General features: G+C 71.2%; 18 protein-coding genes. 13 read left to right on the top strand and 5 right to left on the bottom strand.

Annotated features, from left to right (window positions below; translation table 11 throughout):
- Positions 1 to 12 precede the first annotated feature (12 nt).
- Complete coding sequence (locus tag J3486_RS26580) at positions 13 to 684, bottom strand: DUF4097 family beta strand repeat-containing protein (protein WP_207824554.1); 672 nt, start codon at positions 682 to 684, stop codon at positions 13 to 15.
- Positions 685 to 945: 261 nt separating this feature from the next.
- On the opposite strand from J3486_RS26580, the gene J3486_RS26575 reads away from it, so the two are divergent.
- Both J3486_RS26575 and J3486_RS26570 read left to right on the top strand, forming a co-directional pair.
- A complete protein-coding gene (locus tag J3486_RS26575; RefSeq protein ID WP_207824551.1) occupies positions 946 to 1,704 on the top strand; it encodes a helix-turn-helix domain-containing protein in 759 nt (252 codons plus the stop codon).
- A 137-nt stretch (positions 1,705 to 1,841) separates the two neighbouring features.
- A complete protein-coding gene (locus tag J3486_RS26570; protein WP_207824549.1) occupies positions 1,842 to 3,113 on the top strand; it encodes an amidohydrolase in 1,272 nt (423 codons plus the stop codon).
- 31 nt (positions 3,114 to 3,144) lie between these two features.
- On the opposite strand, the gene J3486_RS26565 is transcribed toward J3486_RS26570, so the two are convergent.
- Positions 3,145 to 4,089, bottom strand: a complete 945-nt coding sequence (locus tag J3486_RS26565; RefSeq protein WP_207824547.1) for a hypothetical protein — start codon at positions 4,087 to 4,089, stop codon at positions 3,145 to 3,147.
- A 277-nt stretch (positions 4,090 to 4,366) separates the two neighbouring features.
- On the opposite strand from J3486_RS26565, the gene J3486_RS26560 reads away from it, so the two are divergent.
- From J3486_RS26560 to J3486_RS26530, 7 genes are all read left to right on the top strand, one after another.
- The gene (locus J3486_RS26560) at positions 4,367 to 5,428 is read left to right on the top strand and encodes a BMP family protein (protein WP_207824544.1); all 1,062 of its coding nucleotides are present in this window, start codon (positions 4,367 to 4,369) and stop codon (positions 5,426 to 5,428) included.
- A 256-nt stretch (positions 5,429 to 5,684) separates the two neighbouring features.
- Positions 5,685 to 6,734, top strand: a complete 1,050-nt coding sequence (locus tag J3486_RS26555; RefSeq protein WP_207824542.1) for a BMP family protein — start codon at positions 5,685 to 5,687, stop codon at positions 6,732 to 6,734.
- 223 nt (positions 6,735 to 6,957) lie between these two features.
- Positions 6,958 to 8,535: an ABC transporter ATP-binding protein gene (locus J3486_RS26550; RefSeq protein ID WP_207824720.1), complete on the top strand. Its 1,578-nt coding sequence runs from the start codon at positions 6,958 to 6,960 to the stop codon at positions 8,533 to 8,535.
- A gap of 2 nt (positions 8,536 to 8,537) precedes the next feature.
- On the top strand, positions 8,538 to 9,677 hold the full coding sequence (locus J3486_RS26545) for an ABC transporter permease (protein ID WP_207824540.1): 1,140 nt from the start codon (positions 8,538 to 8,540) through the stop codon (positions 9,675 to 9,677).
- Positions 9,677 to 10,939, top strand: coding sequence for an ABC transporter permease (locus tag J3486_RS26540; protein WP_207824538.1), 1,263 nt, complete (start codon positions 9,677 to 9,679; stop codon positions 10,937 to 10,939). Before J3486_RS26545 ends, J3486_RS26540 begins: the two co-directional genes overlap by 1 nt.
- Positions 10,936 to 11,334: a cytidine deaminase gene (locus J3486_RS26535; RefSeq protein WP_207824535.1), complete on the top strand. Its 399-nt coding sequence runs from the start codon at positions 10,936 to 10,938 to the stop codon at positions 11,332 to 11,334. Before J3486_RS26540 ends, J3486_RS26535 begins: the two co-directional genes overlap by 4 nt.
- Before the next feature lie 140 nt (positions 11,335 to 11,474).
- Complete coding sequence (locus tag J3486_RS26530) at positions 11,475 to 12,233, top strand: class I SAM-dependent methyltransferase (protein ID WP_207824534.1); 759 nt, start codon at positions 11,475 to 11,477, stop codon at positions 12,231 to 12,233.
- Between the two features lie 10 nt (positions 12,234 to 12,243).
- On the opposite strand, the gene J3486_RS26525 is transcribed toward J3486_RS26530, so the two are convergent.
- Positions 12,244 to 12,624, bottom strand: a complete 381-nt coding sequence (locus tag J3486_RS26525) for a hypothetical protein (protein WP_207824532.1) — start codon at positions 12,622 to 12,624, stop codon at positions 12,244 to 12,246.
- 133 nt (positions 12,625 to 12,757) lie between these two features.
- On the opposite strand from J3486_RS26525, the gene J3486_RS26520 reads away from it, so the two are divergent.
- From J3486_RS26520 to J3486_RS26510, 3 genes are all read left to right on the top strand, one after another.
- Entirely contained in the window at positions 12,758 to 13,978 is a 1,221-nt protein-coding gene (locus tag J3486_RS26520) for a beta-ketoacyl synthase (protein ID WP_207824530.1), read from the top strand.
- A gap of 110 nt (positions 13,979 to 14,088) precedes the next feature.
- On the top strand, positions 14,089 to 15,366 hold the full coding sequence (locus J3486_RS26515; protein ID WP_207824528.1) for a thymidine phosphorylase: 1,278 nt from the start codon (positions 14,089 to 14,091) through the stop codon (positions 15,364 to 15,366).
- Positions 15,367 to 15,461: 95 nt separating this feature from the next.
- Entirely contained in the window at positions 15,462 to 16,052 is a 591-nt protein-coding gene (locus J3486_RS26510) for a Uma2 family endonuclease (RefSeq protein ID WP_207824526.1), read from the top strand.
- Positions 16,053 to 16,054: 2 nt separating this feature from the next.
- Here J3486_RS26510 and J3486_RS26505 read toward each other — a convergent pair whose 3' ends face one another.
- Positions 16,055 to 16,984 (bottom strand): AEC family transporter, encoded by a 930-nt coding sequence (locus tag J3486_RS26505; protein WP_207824525.1) that lies wholly within the window; start codon positions 16,982 to 16,984, stop codon positions 16,055 to 16,057.
- A 90-nt stretch (positions 16,985 to 17,074) separates the two neighbouring features.
- Here J3486_RS26505 and J3486_RS26500 point away from each other — a divergent pair, with 90 nt between their 5' ends.
- Complete coding sequence (locus J3486_RS26500; RefSeq protein WP_207824523.1) at positions 17,075 to 17,533, top strand: STAS domain-containing protein; 459 nt, start codon at positions 17,075 to 17,077, stop codon at positions 17,531 to 17,533.
- On the opposite strand, the gene J3486_RS26495 is transcribed toward J3486_RS26500, so the two are convergent.
- Positions 17,441 to 18,421, bottom strand: coding sequence for a sigma-70 family RNA polymerase sigma factor (locus tag J3486_RS26495; protein ID WP_207824521.1), 981 nt, complete (start codon positions 18,419 to 18,421; stop codon positions 17,441 to 17,443). The genes J3486_RS26500 and J3486_RS26495 overlap by 93 nt on opposite strands.
- Positions 18,422 to 18,475: the final 54 nt, after the last annotated feature.

Below are 18,475 nucleotides of genomic sequence, written 5' to 3'. Positions count from 1 at the left end.
TGGGGCGGAGGGTCAGAGGCTGCGGGCGGCGATGTCGCCGTACCCGGTGGTGGCGTGGACGGTCAGCTCGGCGTCGGCGCCCGCCGCGTTGCGCAGGGCGTTGTCGATCCGGCCGTAGGTGGTGCCGGCGTCGAGGACGGCGGAGGCCTCGCGGGCCGCGCCGACGCTCACGTCGCCGGACTCGGTGTGCAGGGTGAGCGTGCCGCGCCGGGCCTCGGCGACGGTCAGATCACCCTTCATGGTGCGCAGTTCGGCGTTCCCGGCCAGGCGGCCGACGCTGATGTCGCCGCCCTGGAGGGCGATCCGGGCACCGGCGGCCTCGTCGAGCTTGACGGGACCCTGCGCGCTCTCGAAGGAGACGTCGCCGAGCCGTCCGACACCGCGCAGTTCGGCGGCGGCGGCCTTCGCCTCGACGTGCGAGCCGGCCGGCAGCTGGACGGTGATCTCGACGGCGCCGGAGTGACCGAAGAGCTGGTTCTTCGGTGCCGGGGCCGCGATCCGCAGCACGCCGTCGGCGTAGCCGACCTCGATCTGCTCGGCGGCCTGCACGTCGCGGTTCTTGGCGGGGTCGGCGGGCAGGACCTCGACCGTGGTGTCGGACCGGTCGGCGGCGATGAGGCGGATCCGTCCGGCGGGGATGTCGAACTGGGCGGAGATGGTGTTCGGGGTGGCGAACTTCTGCATCGCTGGCTCCTTGGCCTGTCGTGTGCGGTGGCGTTTGCGATGACAGAAACGCTACGTTGCGTTCATGAAGTCGGCAACAGGTTCGTTGCGAAGAACTCCAGTAATTGCAGGTCAGTTGGGCAATTTTGTTGCAACGGGCTGGCGTCTAACGCAACGCACCGACGTCGAACCGTTGCAATAGGCTGCGAGTGAACGCTATAGTCGCGACGCGGACAGGACCTGGACGCGACCCCGAGGACCACGAGGACGAAGGAGGCGGCGATGCCGGGAGGCAGGCTCACCCAGCAGGAACGTCAGCAGATCGCGGCCGGGCTGGCCGACGGGCTCGCTTACGCCGAGATCGCCCGGCGCCTGGAGCGCCCCACCTCGACCATCACCCGCGAGGTGATGCGCAACGGCGGCCCCACGTCCTACCGCTCCGACCTCGCCCACCGCGCCACCGAGCAGCGCGCCCACCGGCGCAGGCAGCCCGCGCCGCGCGGCACGCAGGCGCCCGCGCGGGTCCGCGGCCGGGACGACGAGGCGCTGCGCGCGTTCGAGGAGTCGTTCACCACCGTCATGATGGCGTCGGGCATGCCCAAGATGATGTCCCGCGTGATGTCCTGCATCTGCCTCAGCGAGACGGGCGGCCTCACCGCGGCCGAGCTCGTCCAACGCCTTGAGGTCAGCCCCGCGTCCGTCTCCAAGGCCATCGCGTTCATCGAGAACCTCGGGATGGTGCGCCGCGAGCGCGACGAGCGGCGCCGCGAGCGCTATGTCGTCGACGACGACATCTGGTACCAGTCGATGGTCGCCAGCGCCCGAGCCACGGCCCGGATCGTCGACATGGCCCGCGAGGGCGCCGGGCTGCACGGCACGAACACCCCGGTCGGCATCCGCCTGGAGAACATCGCCCGCTTCCTCGACTTCGTCTCGGAAAACACCGCGCGCGCCGCGGAACAGGCGCGTGACATCCTGCACACCAGGCCCGCGGACCCCACGGGTGACGACGCCGGGCCCACGGCGGAAGAGCCCAGGTGAACCGCAGGTCGAAAGAGACTTCCTACCCTTCCTGCGCGATCCACATGCGTACGGCGGCCAAGTTTCTTACGTCAATCTGGCTGAACTTTTGTTGATCGCGGGTTAGTTGGCCCCTGCATCGCCCTACCCTTCAGAGGGTGAACCAGACGAAGTCCCGAGATTCCGAGCGAGAGTCCGAGGTCGAGAGCCCGGGAGAAGGCGCTGCAGCGCTCCCCGGCAGGCTTCCCGACGCCCTGCGCCGCGAACTCATCGCCTTCCGGCGCGACTTGCACATGCACCCCGAGCTCGGCAACCAAGAGTTCCGCACCACCGCGGCGCTCAAGGCCCGCCTGGAGCGGGCGGGGCTCAGGCCGCGAGTGCTGGGCATGGGGACCGGGCTCATCTGCGACATCGGGACCGAGACCGGGGAGTGGTCCGGCGGGCGCCCCATGTTCGCGCTGCGGGCCGACATCGACGCGCTGCCCATCCCGGACACCAAGCTCAACTGCGCGTACCGGTCCACGGTCCCGGACCGCGCCCACGCCTGCGGCCACGACGTGCACACCACCGTGGTGCTCGGCGCCGGGCTCGTCCTCGCCGCCCTGCACCGCGAGGGCCGGCTGCCGCACCCGGTGCGGCTGATCTTCCAGCCCGCCGAGGAGGTGCTGCCCGGCGGCGCGCCCGACGCCATCGAGTGCGGGGTCCTGGACGGCGTACGGAAGATCGTCGGGGTGCACTGCGACCCGAAGGTGGAGGCCGGGCGGATCGGGCTGCGGCACGGCGCGATCACCTCGGCCTGCGACCGTCTGGAGGTCACGCTCGACGGGCCCGGCGGGCACACCGCGCGTCCGCACCTGACCACCGACCTCGTCATCGCCGCCGCCAAGGTCGCCACCGAGGTGCCCGTGCTCGTCGGCCGCCGGGTCGACGCGCGCTCCGGCCTGTCGGTCACCTGGGGCCGCCTGGAGACCGGCCACGCGTGCAACGTGATCCCGCAGCACGCCGAGCTCTCCGGCACCGTGCGCTGCCTCGACCTCGACGCCTGGCGGCAGGCGCCCGACCTGGTGCACGCCGCGATCTCCGAGATCGCCGACCTGTACCGGGCCAAGCCCGTCGTGAACTACGTGCGCGGAGTGCCGCCCGTCGTCAACGACCCGGCGGTGACGGACCTGTTGCGGGACGCGATGATCGCCCGGCTCGGCCCCGACTCCGTCGAGGACACCCAGCAGAGCCTGGGCGGCGAGGACTTCTCCTGGTACCTGGAGCACGTCCCCGGCGCCATGGCCCGGCTCGGCGTGAAGGCGCCGGGCGACCGCACCAGCCGTGATCTGCACCAGGGCGACTTCGACGCCGACGAGTACGCGATCACCGTGGGCGTGGAGCTGTTCACGGCGGCCGCGCTGCTGGACGCGGCGACCCCCGACGACTGACCGTCCGCGCGCCGCCGTCGCGCGGCGCGCGTCACGTGCAGTGCGGCCCCGAGCGCGCCGCCCCGGTGAGGGCCTTCGCGAGCGAGCGCCCGGAGAGGGCCTTCGGCCCCGCGGGGGCCCCGGGGGCCGGGCGGGGCACGTCGTAGGCGAACACCGTGGGGCGGTCGTCGCAGACCGCCCGCGGGAAGTCGCGGTCGTCGAGGAGCGCGGTGAGAGCCGGCTCGTTCACCACGGCGATCCGGGCGACGACGACCCGGCCCGTCCCGCCCTCGTACGACAGATCACAGTTCAGTCCCTCGGACAGCGAGCCCACCGTTTGCTCCCGCACTCGTTCGCCGTGGGGGCCGGTGAGCGGGCCGAGGGTGAGGCCGGGGATCCCGCAGACCCGGGACGGGTCGGGGGAGCGGGCGGGCCACGGCACGAAGTAGCGGCCCGAGGCCGAGGTGCGGCCGTCGAGCCCGCCGCCCGCGCAGCGCTGCGTCGCCGCCATCAGGAGCCGGGCCATGCCGCCCGCGTCCCCGGCGCCCCGCGTGACCGCCACCTCGACGACCGGCAGCGGGCCGCCGCCCGACGCCTTGCGCGCGCACGCCGGCGACGGCAGCGTCCAGCCGCCGGACGCGTCGAAGACGCCGGGCGCGGCGGCCTCCGCGTAGAAGTGCCGGGCGCCCGAGACCTGCCAGTCGCCGCGCGTGAACGGGAAGCCGGCCCGCTCCCCGGTGACCGCGACCCGCAGCCGCCGCTCCTCGGACCCCGGCACCCAGCTCGCGTAGGTCACCACGCACGACGCGGCCGACGTCTCGCGCGCCGTCACCCGCCCCAGCGGGCCGCCGCCGAGCGCCCCGGCCGCCTCGTCCGGCGCGACCGTGCCGTGGCAGAGCCGGTCGGGCACGAAGAGGTTCGTGCTGAAGTACAGGAACCCGGCGACGAGCGTGATCTGCGCCGCCAGGGCCACCCCCGCCACCCCTGTGAGCAGCACGGACCGTCTGCTTCGCCGCCCGTCGCGCCGCGTCATGCGGAATCCCCCTCCGAAAGGTGTGTCGCCCAGGCACACAAGTGTCCTACGGTGGCCGGATGTTGCCCGCGATACGTCCCCTCTTCGCGCCGTTCGTCACGCTCTTTCACGCGGACGTAACCGACCCCCGGCACGAATCGGTAACGGCGGGAGCCAAGGACGTTACGGAGGGGTTCTACGCGCGTTATCGTGCGCCGAACTGAGCGCCGTACCGGGCGTGTTGGAGAATGGGGAGATTCTGATGCGTCGAATATCGCGGGTCACGCGAATCGCCGTCGCCGTCACCGGCCTGGCGCTCGCCGCCACGGCCTGCGGCGGCACCAGCAGTGAGAAGAACAGCGGGGGCGGTTCGGGCAAGAAGGACCTGGGGCTCGCCATCGCCTACGACGTCGGCGGCCGCGGCGACCAGTCGTTCAACGACTCCGCCTACGAGGGCGTGAAGAAGGCCGAGGCGGAGTACGGCTACAAGACCGCCGAGGCCGAGCCGAAGGACGGCGAGTCCGACGACGACAAGGCGGCCCGCCTCGCCAACCTGGCGAAGGCCGGCTACAACCCGGTCATCGGCATCGGCTACGCCTACGGGCCGGCGATGAAGACGGTCGCCGCGAAGTACCCGAAGACGACCTTCGGCATCGTCGACTCCGTCGTCGAGGGCAAGAACGTCGCCTCGCTGGTCTTCGCCGAGAACGAGTCCTCGTACCTGGTCGGCGTCGCCGCGGCCAAGGCCACCAAGTCGAACCACGTCGGCTTTGTCGGCGGTGTCGACAACGAGCTGATCAACAAGTTCCAGGCCGGCTTCGAGCAGGGCGTCGCCGACACCAAGAAGGGTGTCAAGGTCGACGTCCAGTACCTCGACGACGACCCGGCCAAGGGCTTCGCCAGCCCCGACCTCGGCGAGGCCGCCGCGGACAAGCAGCTGGAGGACGGCGCCGACGTGATCTACCACGCCGCCGGTCTCTCCGGGCAGGGCGTGATCAAGGCGGCCGCCGCGAAGAAGAAGTGGGTCATCGGCGTCGACTCCGACCAGTACGGCCAGAGCACGCTGGCCGCGTACAAGAAGTACATCCTCACCTCCGCGCTCAAGGAGGTCGGCGGCTCGGTCTACGCGCTGGCCAAGTCGGTCCACGACAAGAAGCCGCTGACCGGTGTGCAGACCTTCGACCTCAAGGTGAACGGCGTGGGCGCCGCGGAGTCCAACCCGGAGTTCAAGACGATCCCCGGCCTGGCCGACGCGGTCGCCAAGGCGAAGAAGGGCATCGTCGACGGCACGATCAAGGTGGCGACCAAGCCGAAGAAGAAGTGACCCGCTGATCCCGCACCGCGGGACACGGACGTCATACGTACAACGCCAGGCGGCGTCAGGGGCGGGCGCGGAATCTCTTCCGCGCCCGCCCCTCGTTGCGTTCGAAAACGGCCGCCGATCGCAGGTATGCGGCTTTGCATCGCCCCGATAACGAGATGGACAGAAGGGGTTTTATGTTCTGTCTACGCGCGTTACTCTGCGGCGAACTCAGCGTCGGCCCCTGTCCCTCCGGCGCTTGTACGAAGGAGCTCTTCCCATGCGCCGGGTTTCCCGCATAGCGGTCGCAGGCACCGCCACCGCCTCTCTCGCCCTTGTCCTCTCTGCCTGTGGCGGCACCTCGTCCGACGCCTCGTCCAAGTCCTCCGGCGGCAAGGACAAGGGCCTCGCCATCGCGTACGACGTCGGCGGCAAGGGTGACCAGTCGTTCAACGACGCCGCGTACGAGGGCCTGCAGAAGGCGAAGGCGAAGTTCGGCTACGAGGTCGCCGACCAGGAGCCGAAGGACGGCGAGTCCGACGACGACAAGACCGCCCGCCTGGTGAACCTGGCGAAGGCCGGTTACAACCCGATCGTCGGCATCGGCTACTCCTACGCCCCGGCCGTCGCCGAGGCCGCGAAGAAGTACCCGAACACGACCTTCGGCATCGTCGACGACGCCTCGGTCAAGGGCGACAACATCGCCGACCTGGTCTTCCAGGAGAACGAGGTCTCCTACCTCGCCGGCGTCACCGCCGCCCTGAAGACCAAGACGAACACGGTCGGCTTCGTCGGCGGTGTCGACAACGCGCTGATCAACAAGTTCCGGGCCGGCTTCGAGCAGGGCGTCAAGGACACCAAGAAGGGCGTCAAGGTCGAGAAGCAGTTCCTCGACGAGGACCCCGCCAAGGGCTTCGCCTCCCCGGACCTGGGCAAGGCCGCCGCCGAGAAGCAGATCGAGGACGGCGCCGACGTGGTCTACCACGCGGCCGGTCTCTCCGGTCAGGGCGTCATCGAGGCCGCCGCGGCCGAGAAGAAGTACGCGATCGGCGTCGACTCCGACCAGTACAGCCAGAAGGCGCTCGCCGCGTACAAGAAGTACATCATCACCTCCGCCACCAAGGGCGTCGCCGAGTCGATCTTCAAGCTCGCCGAGTCGGTCAAGGACGGCAAGCCGCAGACCGGTGTCATCACCGGCGACCTGAAGTCCGGTGAGGTCTCCCTCGCCGACTCCAACCCGGAGTTCAAGAACGACAGCAAGCTCCAGGCCGCGCTGAAGAAGGCCGAGGCGGGCATCATCGACGGCTCCATCAAGGTCGCCGCCAAGTAAGGCAGCTCAGCAGTAACCCTGCGAAGGGGGCAGCCCGGACCGCGCGTGCGAAGCGGTCCGGGCCGACCCGTCGGGCCCGTGGGCAGGACACATTTCGTAACCGGGGGAGACTTCTTCCCCCCTTCCCGCCCATGGGATCCTGCTCGGACCCGAACTCACTTCTCGCACACCGCTGTTGGGGCGCTACGCGTGTAGGCGGCCCCCCTTCCCAGGAGAGTGCGCCATCGCCACGTCAAGCTCCCCGCCGGCCGACGCCGTCACCCCCGCCTCCGTAGCCGCCGTAGAACTCAAGGGCATCACCAAGCGGTTCCCCGGAGTCGTCGCCAACCACGACATCTGCCTGACCGTCCGCAAGGGCACCGTGCACGCCCTCGTCGGCGAGAACGGCGCGGGCAAGTCCACGCTGATGAAGATCCTCTACGGCATGCAGAAGCCGGACGAGGGCACCATCGCCATCGACGGCGAGCAGGTCAGCTACTCGTCGCCGGCCGACGCCATCGCGCGCGGCATCGGCATGGTCCACCAGCACTTCATGCTCGCGGACAACCTCACGGTCCTGGAGAACGTCGTCCTCGGCAGCGAGAAGCTGTACGGGATCGGCTCCAAGGCCCGCCGCAAGATCCTGGAGATATCCGAGCGGTACGGCCTCGGGGTGCGCCCGGACGCCCTCGTCGAGGACCTCGGCGTCGCCGACCGGCAGCGCGTGGAGATCCTCAAGGTCCTCTACCGCGGCGCCACCACCCTGATCCTCGACGAGCCGACCGCCGTGCTCGTCCCGCAGGAGGTCGACGCGCTCTTCGCCAACCTGCGCGAGCTCAGGGCCGAGGGCCTCTCCGTCATCTTCATCTCGCACAAGCTCGGCGAGGTCCTCTCCGTCGCCGACGAGATCACCGTCATCCGGCGCGGCACCACGGTCGGCACGGCCGTCCCCGCCGAGACCACCCCCAAGCAGCTCGCCGAGCTGATGGTCGGCAGCGAACTGCCCACCCCCGAGACCGCCGAGTCCACCGTCACCGACCGCCCGGTGATCGAGGTCGAGGAGCTGCGGCTCGCGGCCCCCGGCGGCGGCAAGCCGCTGCTCGACGGCATCACCTTCACCATCCACGCCGGTGAGGTGCTCGGCCTCGCGGGCGTCGAGGGCAACGGCCAGACCGAACTCATCGAGGCCCTCATCGGCCTGGAGAGCGCGGACAGCGGCGTCATCAGGATGCTCGGCGACGACATCACGGGCCTGCCCACCCGCAAGCGCCGCGAGAACGGCGTCGGCTACATCCCCGAGGACCGCCACCGCCACGGCCTGCTGCTCGACGCGCCGCTGTGGGAGAACCGCATCCTCGGCCATGTCACCGAGCGGCCCAACAGCAAGGGCTTCTGGCTCGACCCGAAGTCCGCGCAGGCCGACACCGCGCGGATCGTCGAGGAGTACGACGTGCGCACCCCCGGCATCGACGTCACCGCCGCGTCGCTGTCCGGCGGCAACCAGCAGAAGCTGATCGTCGGCCGCGAGATGTCGCACAAGCCGAAGTTCCTGATCGCCGCCCACCCCACCCGCGGTGTGGACGTCGGCGCGCAGGCGCAGATCTGGGACCAGATCCGCGAGGCCCGCCGCGAGGGCCTCGCCGTGCTGCTCATCTCGGCCGACCTCGACGAGCTGATCGGCCTGTCCGACACCCTCCGGGTCATCTACGACGGCCGCCTGGTCGCCGACGCCGACCCGGCCGCCATCACCCCGGAAGAGCTGGGATCCGCCATGACCGGTGCCGCATCGGGCCACCTGGAGCACACGGAAGACGGTGCCTGACCATGAACATCAGCAAGCGCTGGGATTCCGAGCGGATCCTGCTCGCGGCGGCCGGACCGGTCATCGCCCTCGTCGTGGCGTTCGTCCTGACCTCGGCCGTGCTGCTCGCTTCCGGGGTCAACCCGGTCGAGCCGTTCTCGATCATGTTCGAGCAGGCGACGTTCTCCGACGTCCAGGTCCTTATCATCAACAACGCCGCCGGTCTCTACATCGGCGCGCTCGCGGTGGCCATCGGCTTCCGCATGAACCTCTTCAACATCGGTGTCGAGGGCCAGTACCGGCTCGCCGCCTGTGTCGCCGCCATCGTCGGCGCGCACGTCGCCTTCCCGGCCTTCCTGCAGATCCCGCTGCTGATCCTGTCGGCCGCCGTCACCGGCGCGCTGTGGGCCGGCATCGCCGGTGTCCTCAAGGTGACCCGCGGCGTCAGCGAGGTCGTCTCCACGATCATGCTGAACTCGATCGCGGCCTCCGTGATCGCGTACCTGACCCTGGAGGACGCCTTCGGCGTCGCCGTCGGCAACAACCGCACCACCGGCGTCATGGACAAGGCCGGCTGGTTCCCCGGCTTCGACCTGGGCGCCGAGGTCGGCACCGTCTACGGCTTCGTGGTCGTCGCCGTCCTGCTCGGCGTCGTCTACTGGGTGATGCTCAACCGCACCCGCTTCGGCTTCGACCTGCGCACCTCGGGCGCCTCGGAGACCGCGGCCGCCGCCTCCGGCGTCTCGGCGAAGAAGATGGTCCTCACGGCCATGCTGCTGTCCGGCGCCGTCGCGGGCCTCGCCGGTCTGCCGACGCTGCTCGGCTCGACGCACACCTTCTCCGACTCCTTCCCGGCCTCGCTCGGCTTCAACGCCATCACGGTGGCGCTGCTCGGCCGCAACAGCCCGGGCGGCATGGCGTTCGCCGCGCTGCTGATGTCCTGGCTCTTCAAGTCGGCCGACCCGCTCGACCTCCAGGGCTACAGCTCGGAGATCGCCACGATCATGCAGGGCCTCATCGTGATCGCCGTCGTCGTCTCCTACGAGGCCGTACGCGTCTGGGGCACCCGCCGCCAGCAGCAGCGGGTCGGCGCCGAACTCGCCGCCGGCCATGTCCTCGGCACCACCGACTCCCACGACAAGACCCAGAAGGTGGCCGCCTGATGAGTACGGCTCCCGTCCTCGACAAGACGCCGGCCGCCGCCCCCGCGGCCCGCCGCAAGCTCAGCCTCCCGGTCCTGCTGCTGATCGTCGCCGGGCTGCTCTGCCTGGTCTCCGCGGTCCGGCTCATCACGGACGCGAACGGTCTGACCTCCGTCAGCCAGATGTCCACCGCGCTCCAGCTCGCCGTCCCCATCGGCATGGCGGGCCTCGGCGGCCTGTGGGCCGAGCGGGCCGGCGTGGTCAACATCGGCCTCGAAGGCATGCTGATCCTCGGCACCTGGTTCGGCGCCTGGGCCGGCTACCAGTGGGGTCCGTGGGTCGGCGTCGTCGCCGCCCTGATCGGCGGCGCGCTCGGCGGCCTGGTGCACGCCATCGCCACCGTCACCTTCAACGTGAACCACATCGTCTCCGGTGTGGCCATCAACATCCTCGCCCTGGGCGCGACCCGCTACCTCTCCGTCCTCACCTACGACGGCATGGAGGGCGCCACCTCCCGGCAGTCCCCGCCGGTGCCGAGCCTCGGCGAGTTCACCGTCCCCGGCATCGCGGACGCGCTCGACGACATCAACAAGCACGGCTGGTTCCTGGTCTCCGACGTCGCGGGCCTGCTCGGCGGCGTCATGACCGGCGTCTCCTGGCTGACGCTGATCGCGGTGCTGCTGATCCCCGCCTCCTGGTGGATCCTGTGGCGCACGTCGTTCGGTCTGCGGCTGCGCTCCTGCGGCGAGAACCCGACGGCGGCCGAGTCCCTCGGCGTCAACGTCTACAAGTACAAGTACCTGGCCGTGCTGATCTCCGGCGCCCTCGCGGGCCTCGGCGGCGCGTTCCTGTCGATGGTCTCCTCCAACTACTACCTGGAGGGCCAGACCGGCGGCCGCGGCTACATCGGCCTCGCCGCGATGATCTTCGGCAACTGGATGCCCGGCGGACTCGCGCTCGGCGCGAGCCTGTTCGGCTACAGCGACACCCTCAAGGTCCGCGGCGGCACGGAGAACACCCACGCGCTGCTCCTGCTCATCGCGATCCTCGCGCTCCTCGCGGTCGCCTGGCTGATCTGGAAGAAGAAGTACGTCGGCGGCGTCGTCACGCTCGCCGTCTCCGTCCTGCTCTTCTTCTGGTACGCCTCCACCGACTCGGTCCCGAGCCAGGTCGCCACGGCCATGCCGTACGTCCTGACCATGATCGTGCTGGCACTCTCGGCACAGCGCCTGAGGATGCCGAAGGCGGACGGACAGCCGTACCGGAAGGGCCAGGGCAAGTGACCTCCTCGACCGATGCCGACTGGGAGTCGCTGCGGCAGGCGGCGCGCGAGGCGATGGCCCGCGCCTACGCCCCGTACTCCGGCTTCCCGGTCGGCGCGGCCGCCCGTGTCGACGACGGCCGCACGGTCACCGGCTGCAACGTCGAGAACGCCTCGTACGGGCTCGGCCTGTGCGCCGAGTGCGGCCTGGTCTCCCAGCTGGTGTCCACCGGCGGCGGCCGCCTCACGCACTTCACCTGCGTGGACGGCAAGGGCGACATCCTGATGCCGTGCGGCCGCTGCCGTCAGCTCCTGTACGAGTTCGGGGGCAAGGAACTGCTCCTGGAGACGTCGGCCGGGGTGCGCACCCTGGGCGAGATGCTGCCGGACGCGTTCGGGCCCGAGCACCTCGACTGACTCCGTCGCGTCCGTGACGCGCGATTCCGGCCGTCTCTCCTTCGGGAGGGGCGGCCGTTCCGCGTTCCCCGCGGGACCGGGGGATCAACGTTTCGGCAAAGTGCGGGCCCGCCCGGCGGCCGCGCGGCGATCATGACCGTATGACGCCCCGTCCCCAGGGCCTGGCCTTCGACCGGGCAGCCGCCAGTTACGCCGCCAACCGCCCCTCCTACCCGCCCGCCCTCCTCGACGCGGTCGAGGAACTCGCGGGCCGCCCGCTCAAGGGCGCCAGGACCGCCGACATCGGCGCCGGTACGGGCATCGGCACCGCCCTGCTCCACGCGCGCGGCGCACAGGTCGTCGGCGTCGAACCGGGCCCCGGCATGGCCGCCGAGTTCCGCCGCACACTGCCCGGCGTCCCGCTGGTCCGCGGCGACGGGGACCGCCTCCCGCTCGCCTCCGCCTCCTTCGACCTGCTCACGTACGCCCAGTCCTGGCACTGGACCGACCCGGCCAGATCCGTCCCCGAGGCGCTGCGCGTGCTGCGTCCCGGCGGCGCGCTCGCCCTGTGGTGGAACGACCAGGACAGCTCCGCCGGCTGGGCCGCCGACCAACTCGCCCGGCTGCGCCGCTTCCTGGGTGCCGACGACACCGCGGCCGCGACGACGCCCGACCCGATGGCCCGCTTCCACCGGCTGCCGCCCGGCCTCGACTTCGCCCGCCGCCAGGTCGACTGGCTCCGCCGCTCCACCCTCGACACCCATCTGGCCACGCTCGCCAGCTACTCCGACTTCCTCGTCCGCGACCCGTCCGACGTCGCGGCGTTCCTGGCCGCCGAACGCGACCTGCTGACCGGGCTGTTCCCCGCCGGGGTGGTCGAGGAGCGGTACGTGGTCAGCCTGGCGGTCGCCAGGCCCTGAGCGCCGTCGCTCACTCCACCAGGCCGCGCTCCTTCAGGACACCGGCGCACTCCGTGGGCACTACCACGGCCGAAAGCCTGAAGGTGGGCCCGGCCGATGAGAGGGGGACCGGGGTCGGGCCCGGGGTGGGCAGGCCCTCCCACTCCGCCTTGTGCTCCTGCTCCGCCAGCCGCTCCCGCTCCGCCTTCCGCTCCCGTTCGGACTCGGCGAGGCCCTTCGCGACGTTGTCGGCCACCTCCCGGCAGTCCACCGGCGGCGCCGATGCGCGGTCGTCGGGCCGGGCGGCACCTGCTGACCCGTCGGATTCGAGGACGGCGGTCGCGGCCAGTCCGAACAGGCACAGGCCGACCCACGCCCCGATGACTCGTGGGCCTGCCGCAACCGACACCATTGTCACTTCCCCATAAATCCGGCGCCCGGAATTGCTCAGATGCCGAGCTTAGTTCTCCACGGTTTCCTGTGATGGTGTCAGGGGAGGGCGAGGTCTGCCTTGTGAACTGTCTATAAGGCTGGAGGAGTGCGAGATGCCCGAGAACAGTGCCGTACTGGTGACCGGGGCCGGCGCGACGACCCCGCTGGGGCCCGACGCCGCGTCGACCTGGGCGGGGCTGCTCGCCGGGCGGTCCGGGGTGCGGGCGCTCACGCGGGAGTGGGCCGACGGGCTGCCGGTGCACGTCGCCGCCGCGCTCGCCGAGGACCCGGCGGCCGCCCTGTCCCGGGTCGAGGCGCGCAGGCTGGACCGCGTCGAGCAGATCGCGCTGGTCGCCGCCCGTGAGGCGTGGCGGGACGCGGGCGCGCCCGACGTCGACCCGGTGCGGCTCGCCGTCGTGATCGGCACCGGCACCGGCGGCGTCCTCACCACCCTCGGCCAGGACGACGTCTTCGAGCGGTCCGGGCCCCGCAAACTCTCCCCGCACACCGTGCCGATGCTGATGCCCAACGGGCCCGCCGCCTGGGTCTCCATGGACCTCGGCGCCAAGGGCGGCGCCCGCACCCCGGTCAGCGCCTGCGCCTCGGGCGCCGAGGCGCTCGCCCTGGGCCTGGACCTGATCAGGGCGGGCCGCGTCGACGTCGTCGTCGCCGGGGGAGTCGAGGCGTGCCTGCACCCGTTCACGCTCAGCGCCTTCGCGCAGATGAAGGCCCTGTCGACGCGCGCCGACGACCCCGAGTCGGTCTCCCGCCCCTTCGACGTCGACCGCAGCGGCTTCGTCATGGGCGAGGGCGGCTGCGTCATGGTCCTGGAGCGCGCCGACTTCGCGCGGGCCCGCGGCGCCCGTGTCCTCGGCGCGCTCGCCGGGGCCGGGGTCGGCTCCAGCGCCGACCACATCACGGCGTCGGACGTCGCGGGCCAGACGGCGGCGATCGAACTCGCCCTGCGGGACGCCGAGTTGACACCCGCCGACATCGGTCACGTGCACGCCCACGCCACCTCCACCCCGTCCGGCGACCTCGCCGAGGCCGAGGCCGTGCTGCGGGCGATCGGTGACCACGCCTGCGTCTCCGCGACCAAGTCGATGACCGGCCACATGCTCGGCGCGTCCGGCGCGCTGGGCGCCCTCTCCGCGCTGCTGACCCTCCGCGACGGCGTCGCCCCGGCCGTCCGCAACCTCGACGAGGTCGACCCGGCCGTCGCCGTCGACGTCGTACGCGGCGAGAACCGCAAGGGCCACTGGAATGCGGCCCTCGCCAACTCCTTCGGGTTCGGCGGCCACAACGTCAGCCTGGTGTTCACGGCCGACTCCTGACACCCCGCCCGCCCGGGGTGGCGCCCTCGCCGCCCCGGGCATCTTCCCGCGCGGCATCTATGCGCGTAGAGTCAGCTGCGTCACCTACGCCGCCCCTGGAAGGAAGTGCCATGGACGTCATCTCCGTCATCCGTACGAAGCGGGACCGGGGCCGGCTGAGTGACGAGCAGATCGACTGGGTCGTCGACGCCTACACGCGCGGCGCCGTCGCCGACGAGCAGATGTCGGCCCTCGCCATGGCGATCTTCCTGAACGGCATGGACCGCGCGGAGATCGCCCGCTGGACCGCCGCGATGATCAACTCCGGTGAGCGGATGGACTTCTCGGTGCTGCCGCGCCCCGCAGCCGACAAGCACTCCACGGGCGGCGTCGGCGACAAGATCACGCTGCCGCTCGCCCCGCTGGTCGCCGCGTGCGGCGCCGCCGTCCCTCAGTTGTCGGGGCGCGGCCTCGGTCACACCGGCGGCACCCTCGACAAGCTGGAGTCGATCCCCGGCTGGCGCGCGGACCTCACCAACGAGGCGATGATGCGCACCCTGGAGGACGTCGGCGCCGTCATCTGCGCGCCGGGCAGCGGCCTCGCCCCCGCCGACAAGAAGCTGTACGCGCTGCGCGACGTCACCGCGACCGTCGACTGCATTCCGCTGATCGCCTCCTCGATCATGTCGAAGAAGATCGCCGAGGGCACGGGCTCGCTCGTGCTCGACGTGAAGGTCGGCACCGGCGCGTTCATGCGGGAGCTGGAGCAGGCGCGTGAACTCGCCCGCACCATGGTCGGATTGGGGACCGACCACGGTCTGCCGACCGTCGCCCTCGTCACCGACATGAACACCCCGCTCGGTCTGACGGCGGGCAACGCGCTCGAAGTGCGGGAATCCGTCGAGGTGTTGGCGGGCGGCGGCCCCGCCGACGTCGTCGAGCTGACCCTCGCGCTCGCCCGCGAGATGCTCGACGCCGCAGGACTCAAGGACGCCGACCCGGCCAAGGCGCTCGCCGACGGCTCCGCGATGGACGCCTGGCGCCGGATGATCGCGGCGCAGGGCGGCGACCCGGACGCGGCGCTGCCCACGGCCCGCGAGACGCACGTCGTCACGGCGCCGGCCTCTGGCGTGCTCACCCGCCTCGACGCGATGGGCGTCGGTCTCGCCGCCTGGCGCCTGGGCGCGGGCCGCTCCCGCAAGGAGGACCCGGTCCAGGCCGCGGCCGGCGTCCAGCTGCACGCCAAGCCCGGCGACTCCGTCTTCGCGGGCCAGGTGCTCATGACCCTGCACACGGACACCCCCGAACGCTTCGCCTACGCGCTCGAAGCGTTGGACGGCGCGTACGACGTCTCCCCGGCCGGTACGGGGTTCACGGCGGGTCCGATTGTGCTGGAACGTATCGCCTGACCTGCGGTTTCCTCATTCGGGTGAACGGGACCGGTGGACTGCCACTGGTCCCGTTCGGCATGCTGGTATGGGTGACGACCGATAGGAGCACCGCCATGAGCGCACTCGCCGTCGAGCCCGGGCCCGCCCGCGGCTCGGACTGGGACGCGACCGTCCGCCTCTGGGAGGAGACGGATGCCCCCGAGGGCAGCAAGGTGGAGATCATCGAGGGGATCGTCACCTTGGCACCGCCGCCTTCCGAAGAGCACAACGACGCCGCTGAGCTGGTCACCGAGATCCTCTGGCCCGCACGGCCGGAGGGCTGCGGGATCTACCAGACCCTCGGCCTGATCGCCGCCGACGCCGAAGGCCTCTACATCCCCGACCTCTGCGTCGTCCCCCGCGCCGCGCTGCGTGAGCGCCGACGCGTCCAGGCCGCCGAGGCCGAGCTCGTCGTCGAGATCACCTCGCAGAGCAACGCCAACCACGACCGGGTCAAGAAGGCCCATGGCTACGCGAAGGCGGGCGTGCCCCTCTACCTGCTCCTGGACCCCTGGCACTCGGGGCGTCCGACAGCGACGCTGTACGGCGAACCCGCCAACGGGACCTATCGGGTCCTGGACTCGGTCGAGTACGGCGAGGAGCTGAGGCTGCCCGCCCCCTTCGACGTCACCCTCGACACCAACGTGCTCCCCCTCAACGACTGACGTCACCCGAGCAACGCCGCCACGACGACCAACACAGGCACCGCCGCCATTGTCGACAGCAGGATCGACTCCCGCGCCAACCGCTCGCCCACCCCGTACCGGCTCGCGTACGTGAACAGGTTCTGGGCCGCCGGGAGCGCCGACGTCACCACCACGTCAAGGAGCCGGTCCCCGCGCAGGCCGAACACCAGCGAGGCCAGCGCCCACGCCGCCACCGGCTGGCCCACCGACTTCAGCGCCGTCGACAGCAGCACCGGCACCCGGTCAGCGCCCCGGCCGCCCGGCCACGAACTGCCGCACAGCGAGATGCCGAACGCGATCAGAATCGCGGGCACCGACACGTTCGCGATCAGTTCCAGCGGGTCGAAGACGGGGGAGGGCACCGTCCAGCCCGTCGCCGACACCACCACCCCGGACAGCGAACCGATCGCGATGGGATTGCGGAACGGAGTGAGCAGCCGCTGCGTCCACGTCAGCCGCGCCCCCGCCGACGCCTCCGCCAGATCGAGGACCGTCAGCGCGACCGGTGTCACGAACAGCTGCTGGAAGAGCAGCACCGGCGCCACCAGCGAGGCGTCCCCGAGGACGTACACGGCGATCGGGATACCGAGATTCCCCGAGTTCACGTACGAGGAGCAGAGCGCGCCGATCGTGGTGCGGCCCACGCCCCAGCCGCGTACGACACCGACCGCGACGAAGATCCCGGCCGTCGTCGCCGTGCCGAGCGCCGTCACCACCAGGCTCGGCGACAGGATCAGCGAGAGGTCCGCCTTCGCCAGCATCGTGAAGAGCAGGGCCGGGGTCGCCACATGGAAGGCCAGCTTGGTGAGGACCTCACGGCCGCCCTCGCCGAGATAGCCGCGCCGGCCGATGACGTAACCGACCGCGATGACGATCGCGATGACCGCGAACCCGTTGAGTACCCCCTGCACGCATCCACCCTCGGATGCGTGAGAAGCCCAGGTCAACGTTGATCCGGGTCAACGTGACCCAGCACACCCCGCAACCACCGGCCGGCACCGATGAGTTCCGCCGTGCCGCCCGGTCTCTGCTACGTGGCTGCTTCCTCGTCTTCTTCCGCGTCCTCGTCGTCCTCGTCGTCCTCGTCGTCCTCGTCGTCCCCGTCGAACACCGCCGTCGTGGTCGTCGCCGGGCCGATCCGCTCTGCCGACGTCCCCGGCCTGTGCGACCGTGTGCGCCGCGCCGCCGGACGCGGCGACGTGGTCTGCGACGTCTCCGGCGTCACCGGCACCGGCCTCGCCACCGTCGACGCACTCGCCCGGATGCAGCTCGCCGCCCGGCGGGCCGGGGGCCGGATCAGACTGCGCGACCCGTCCCCGGAACTCGCCCTGCTGCTCCGCCTCACCGGACTCGCCGGAACCCTCGGCCTAGGCGTCGAGACGCTCGGGGATGCCGAACAGCGGGAACCACCGCTTGCTGAGGTCCAGGAAGCAGTGGAAACCGGCGATCCGGCCCTCTGAGATCTCCAGGACCTGGATGGCCCAGAGCGTGAACCCGCCCTGCTCCGGGTCCGGCTTGTAGTGCGCGAACGCCGGCGTGCCGTTGGCCGAGACCGGGACCAGCCGCGAGTTCTCGCACTCGTGGCCGAGGGTGACCATGAAGCCCGTGATGTCCTCCGTGCCGCGCAGCCAGAGGTCGAACGGCGGCATCGTCATGACGGCGTCCTCGGCGAGCAGCGCGGTCAGCGCCTTCATGTCGTAGCCCTCGAAGGCCGCGACATAGCGGTCCAGGAGCTTCTGCTGCTCCTCGTCCAGCGGGTCCGTCGTCGCCGAATCCGCGGGCGGCGCCTCCGCGAGCGTCGCCCGCGCCCGCTGCAGCGCGCTGTTCACCGACGCCACCGACGTGTCGAGCAGCTCGGCGACCTCGCTCGCCTTCCACGCGAGGACCTCGCGCAGGATGAGGACCGCCCGCTGCTTCGACGGCAGCTGCTGCAGGGCCGCCACGAACGCGAGCCGCACCGACTCGCGGGCGACCGCCGCCTCCGCCGGATCGTGGACCGTGGGCAGCATGCGGGCATCGGGCATGGGCTCCAGCCAGACGTTGTCCGGGCGCGGGTTCAGCGCCGCCTGCGCCAGGGGCGCCGCCGCCGTCAGGTCCATCGGACGCGCCCGCTTGTTCCCCGCGTTCAGCGCGTCCAGGCAGACGTTCGTCGCGATGCGGTACAGCCACGAGCGCAAGGACGAGCGGCCCTCGAACTTCTCGAAGCTGCGCCAGGCCCGGACCATCGTGTCCTGCACGGCGTCCTCCGCCTCGAACGCCGAGCCCAGCATCCGATAGCAGTAGCCCGTCAGCTCGACCCGGTACTTCTCCAGGTCCTCAAGACGCGGCTGCGTCGCGGTGTCGCTCATGATCCAACGCCCCCATCCCCACGGTGACTTCCACCACTGGGCAAGCTACCGCAG

The sequence above is a fragment of the Streptomyces sp. VRA16 Mangrove soil genome, assembly GCF_017377775.1.
Classification (GTDB): domain Bacteria; phylum Actinomycetota; class Actinomycetes; order Streptomycetales; family Streptomycetaceae; genus Streptomyces.
Note: the sequence above shows the minus strand (reverse complement) of the source record. Positions and strands in the feature narration are given on the sequence as shown.

Coding starts and splice junctions, on each gene's coding strand:
- J3486_RS26580 (WP_207824554.1), bottom strand. CDS start 684: ATGCAGAAGTTCGCCACCCCGAACACCATCTCCGCCCAGTTCGACATC.
- J3486_RS26575 (WP_207824551.1), top strand. CDS start 946: ATGCCGGGAGGCAGGCTCACCCAGCAGGAACGTCAGCAGATCGCGGCC.
- J3486_RS26560 (WP_207824544.1), top strand. CDS start 4,367: ATGCGTCGAATATCGCGGGTCACGCGAATCGCCGTCGCCGTCACCGGC.
- J3486_RS26555 (WP_207824542.1), top strand. CDS start 5,685: ATGCGCCGGGTTTCCCGCATAGCGGTCGCAGGCACCGCCACCGCCTCT.
- J3486_RS26545 (WP_207824540.1), top strand. CDS start 8,538: ATGAACATCAGCAAGCGCTGGGATTCCGAGCGGATCCTGCTCGCGGCG.
- J3486_RS26540 (WP_207824538.1), top strand. CDS start 9,677: ATGAGTACGGCTCCCGTCCTCGACAAGACGCCGGCCGCCGCCCCCGCG.
- J3486_RS26530 (WP_207824534.1), top strand. CDS start 11,475: ATGACGCCCCGTCCCCAGGGCCTGGCCTTCGACCGGGCAGCCGCCAGT.
- J3486_RS26525 (WP_207824532.1), bottom strand. CDS start 12,624: ATGGTGTCGGTTGCGGCAGGCCCACGAGTCATCGGGGCGTGGGTCGGC.
- J3486_RS26520 (WP_207824530.1), top strand. CDS start 12,758: ATGCCCGAGAACAGTGCCGTACTGGTGACCGGGGCCGGCGCGACGACC.
- J3486_RS26515 (WP_207824528.1), top strand. CDS start 14,089: ATGGACGTCATCTCCGTCATCCGTACGAAGCGGGACCGGGGCCGGCTG.
- J3486_RS26510 (WP_207824526.1), top strand. CDS start 15,462: ATGAGCGCACTCGCCGTCGAGCCCGGGCCCGCCCGCGGCTCGGACTGG.
- J3486_RS26500 (WP_207824523.1), top strand. CDS start 17,075: ATGAGTTCCGCCGTGCCGCCCGGTCTCTGCTACGTGGCTGCTTCCTCG.
- J3486_RS26495 (WP_207824521.1), bottom strand. CDS start 18,421: ATGAGCGACACCGCGACGCAGCCGCGTCTTGAGGACCTGGAGAAGTAC.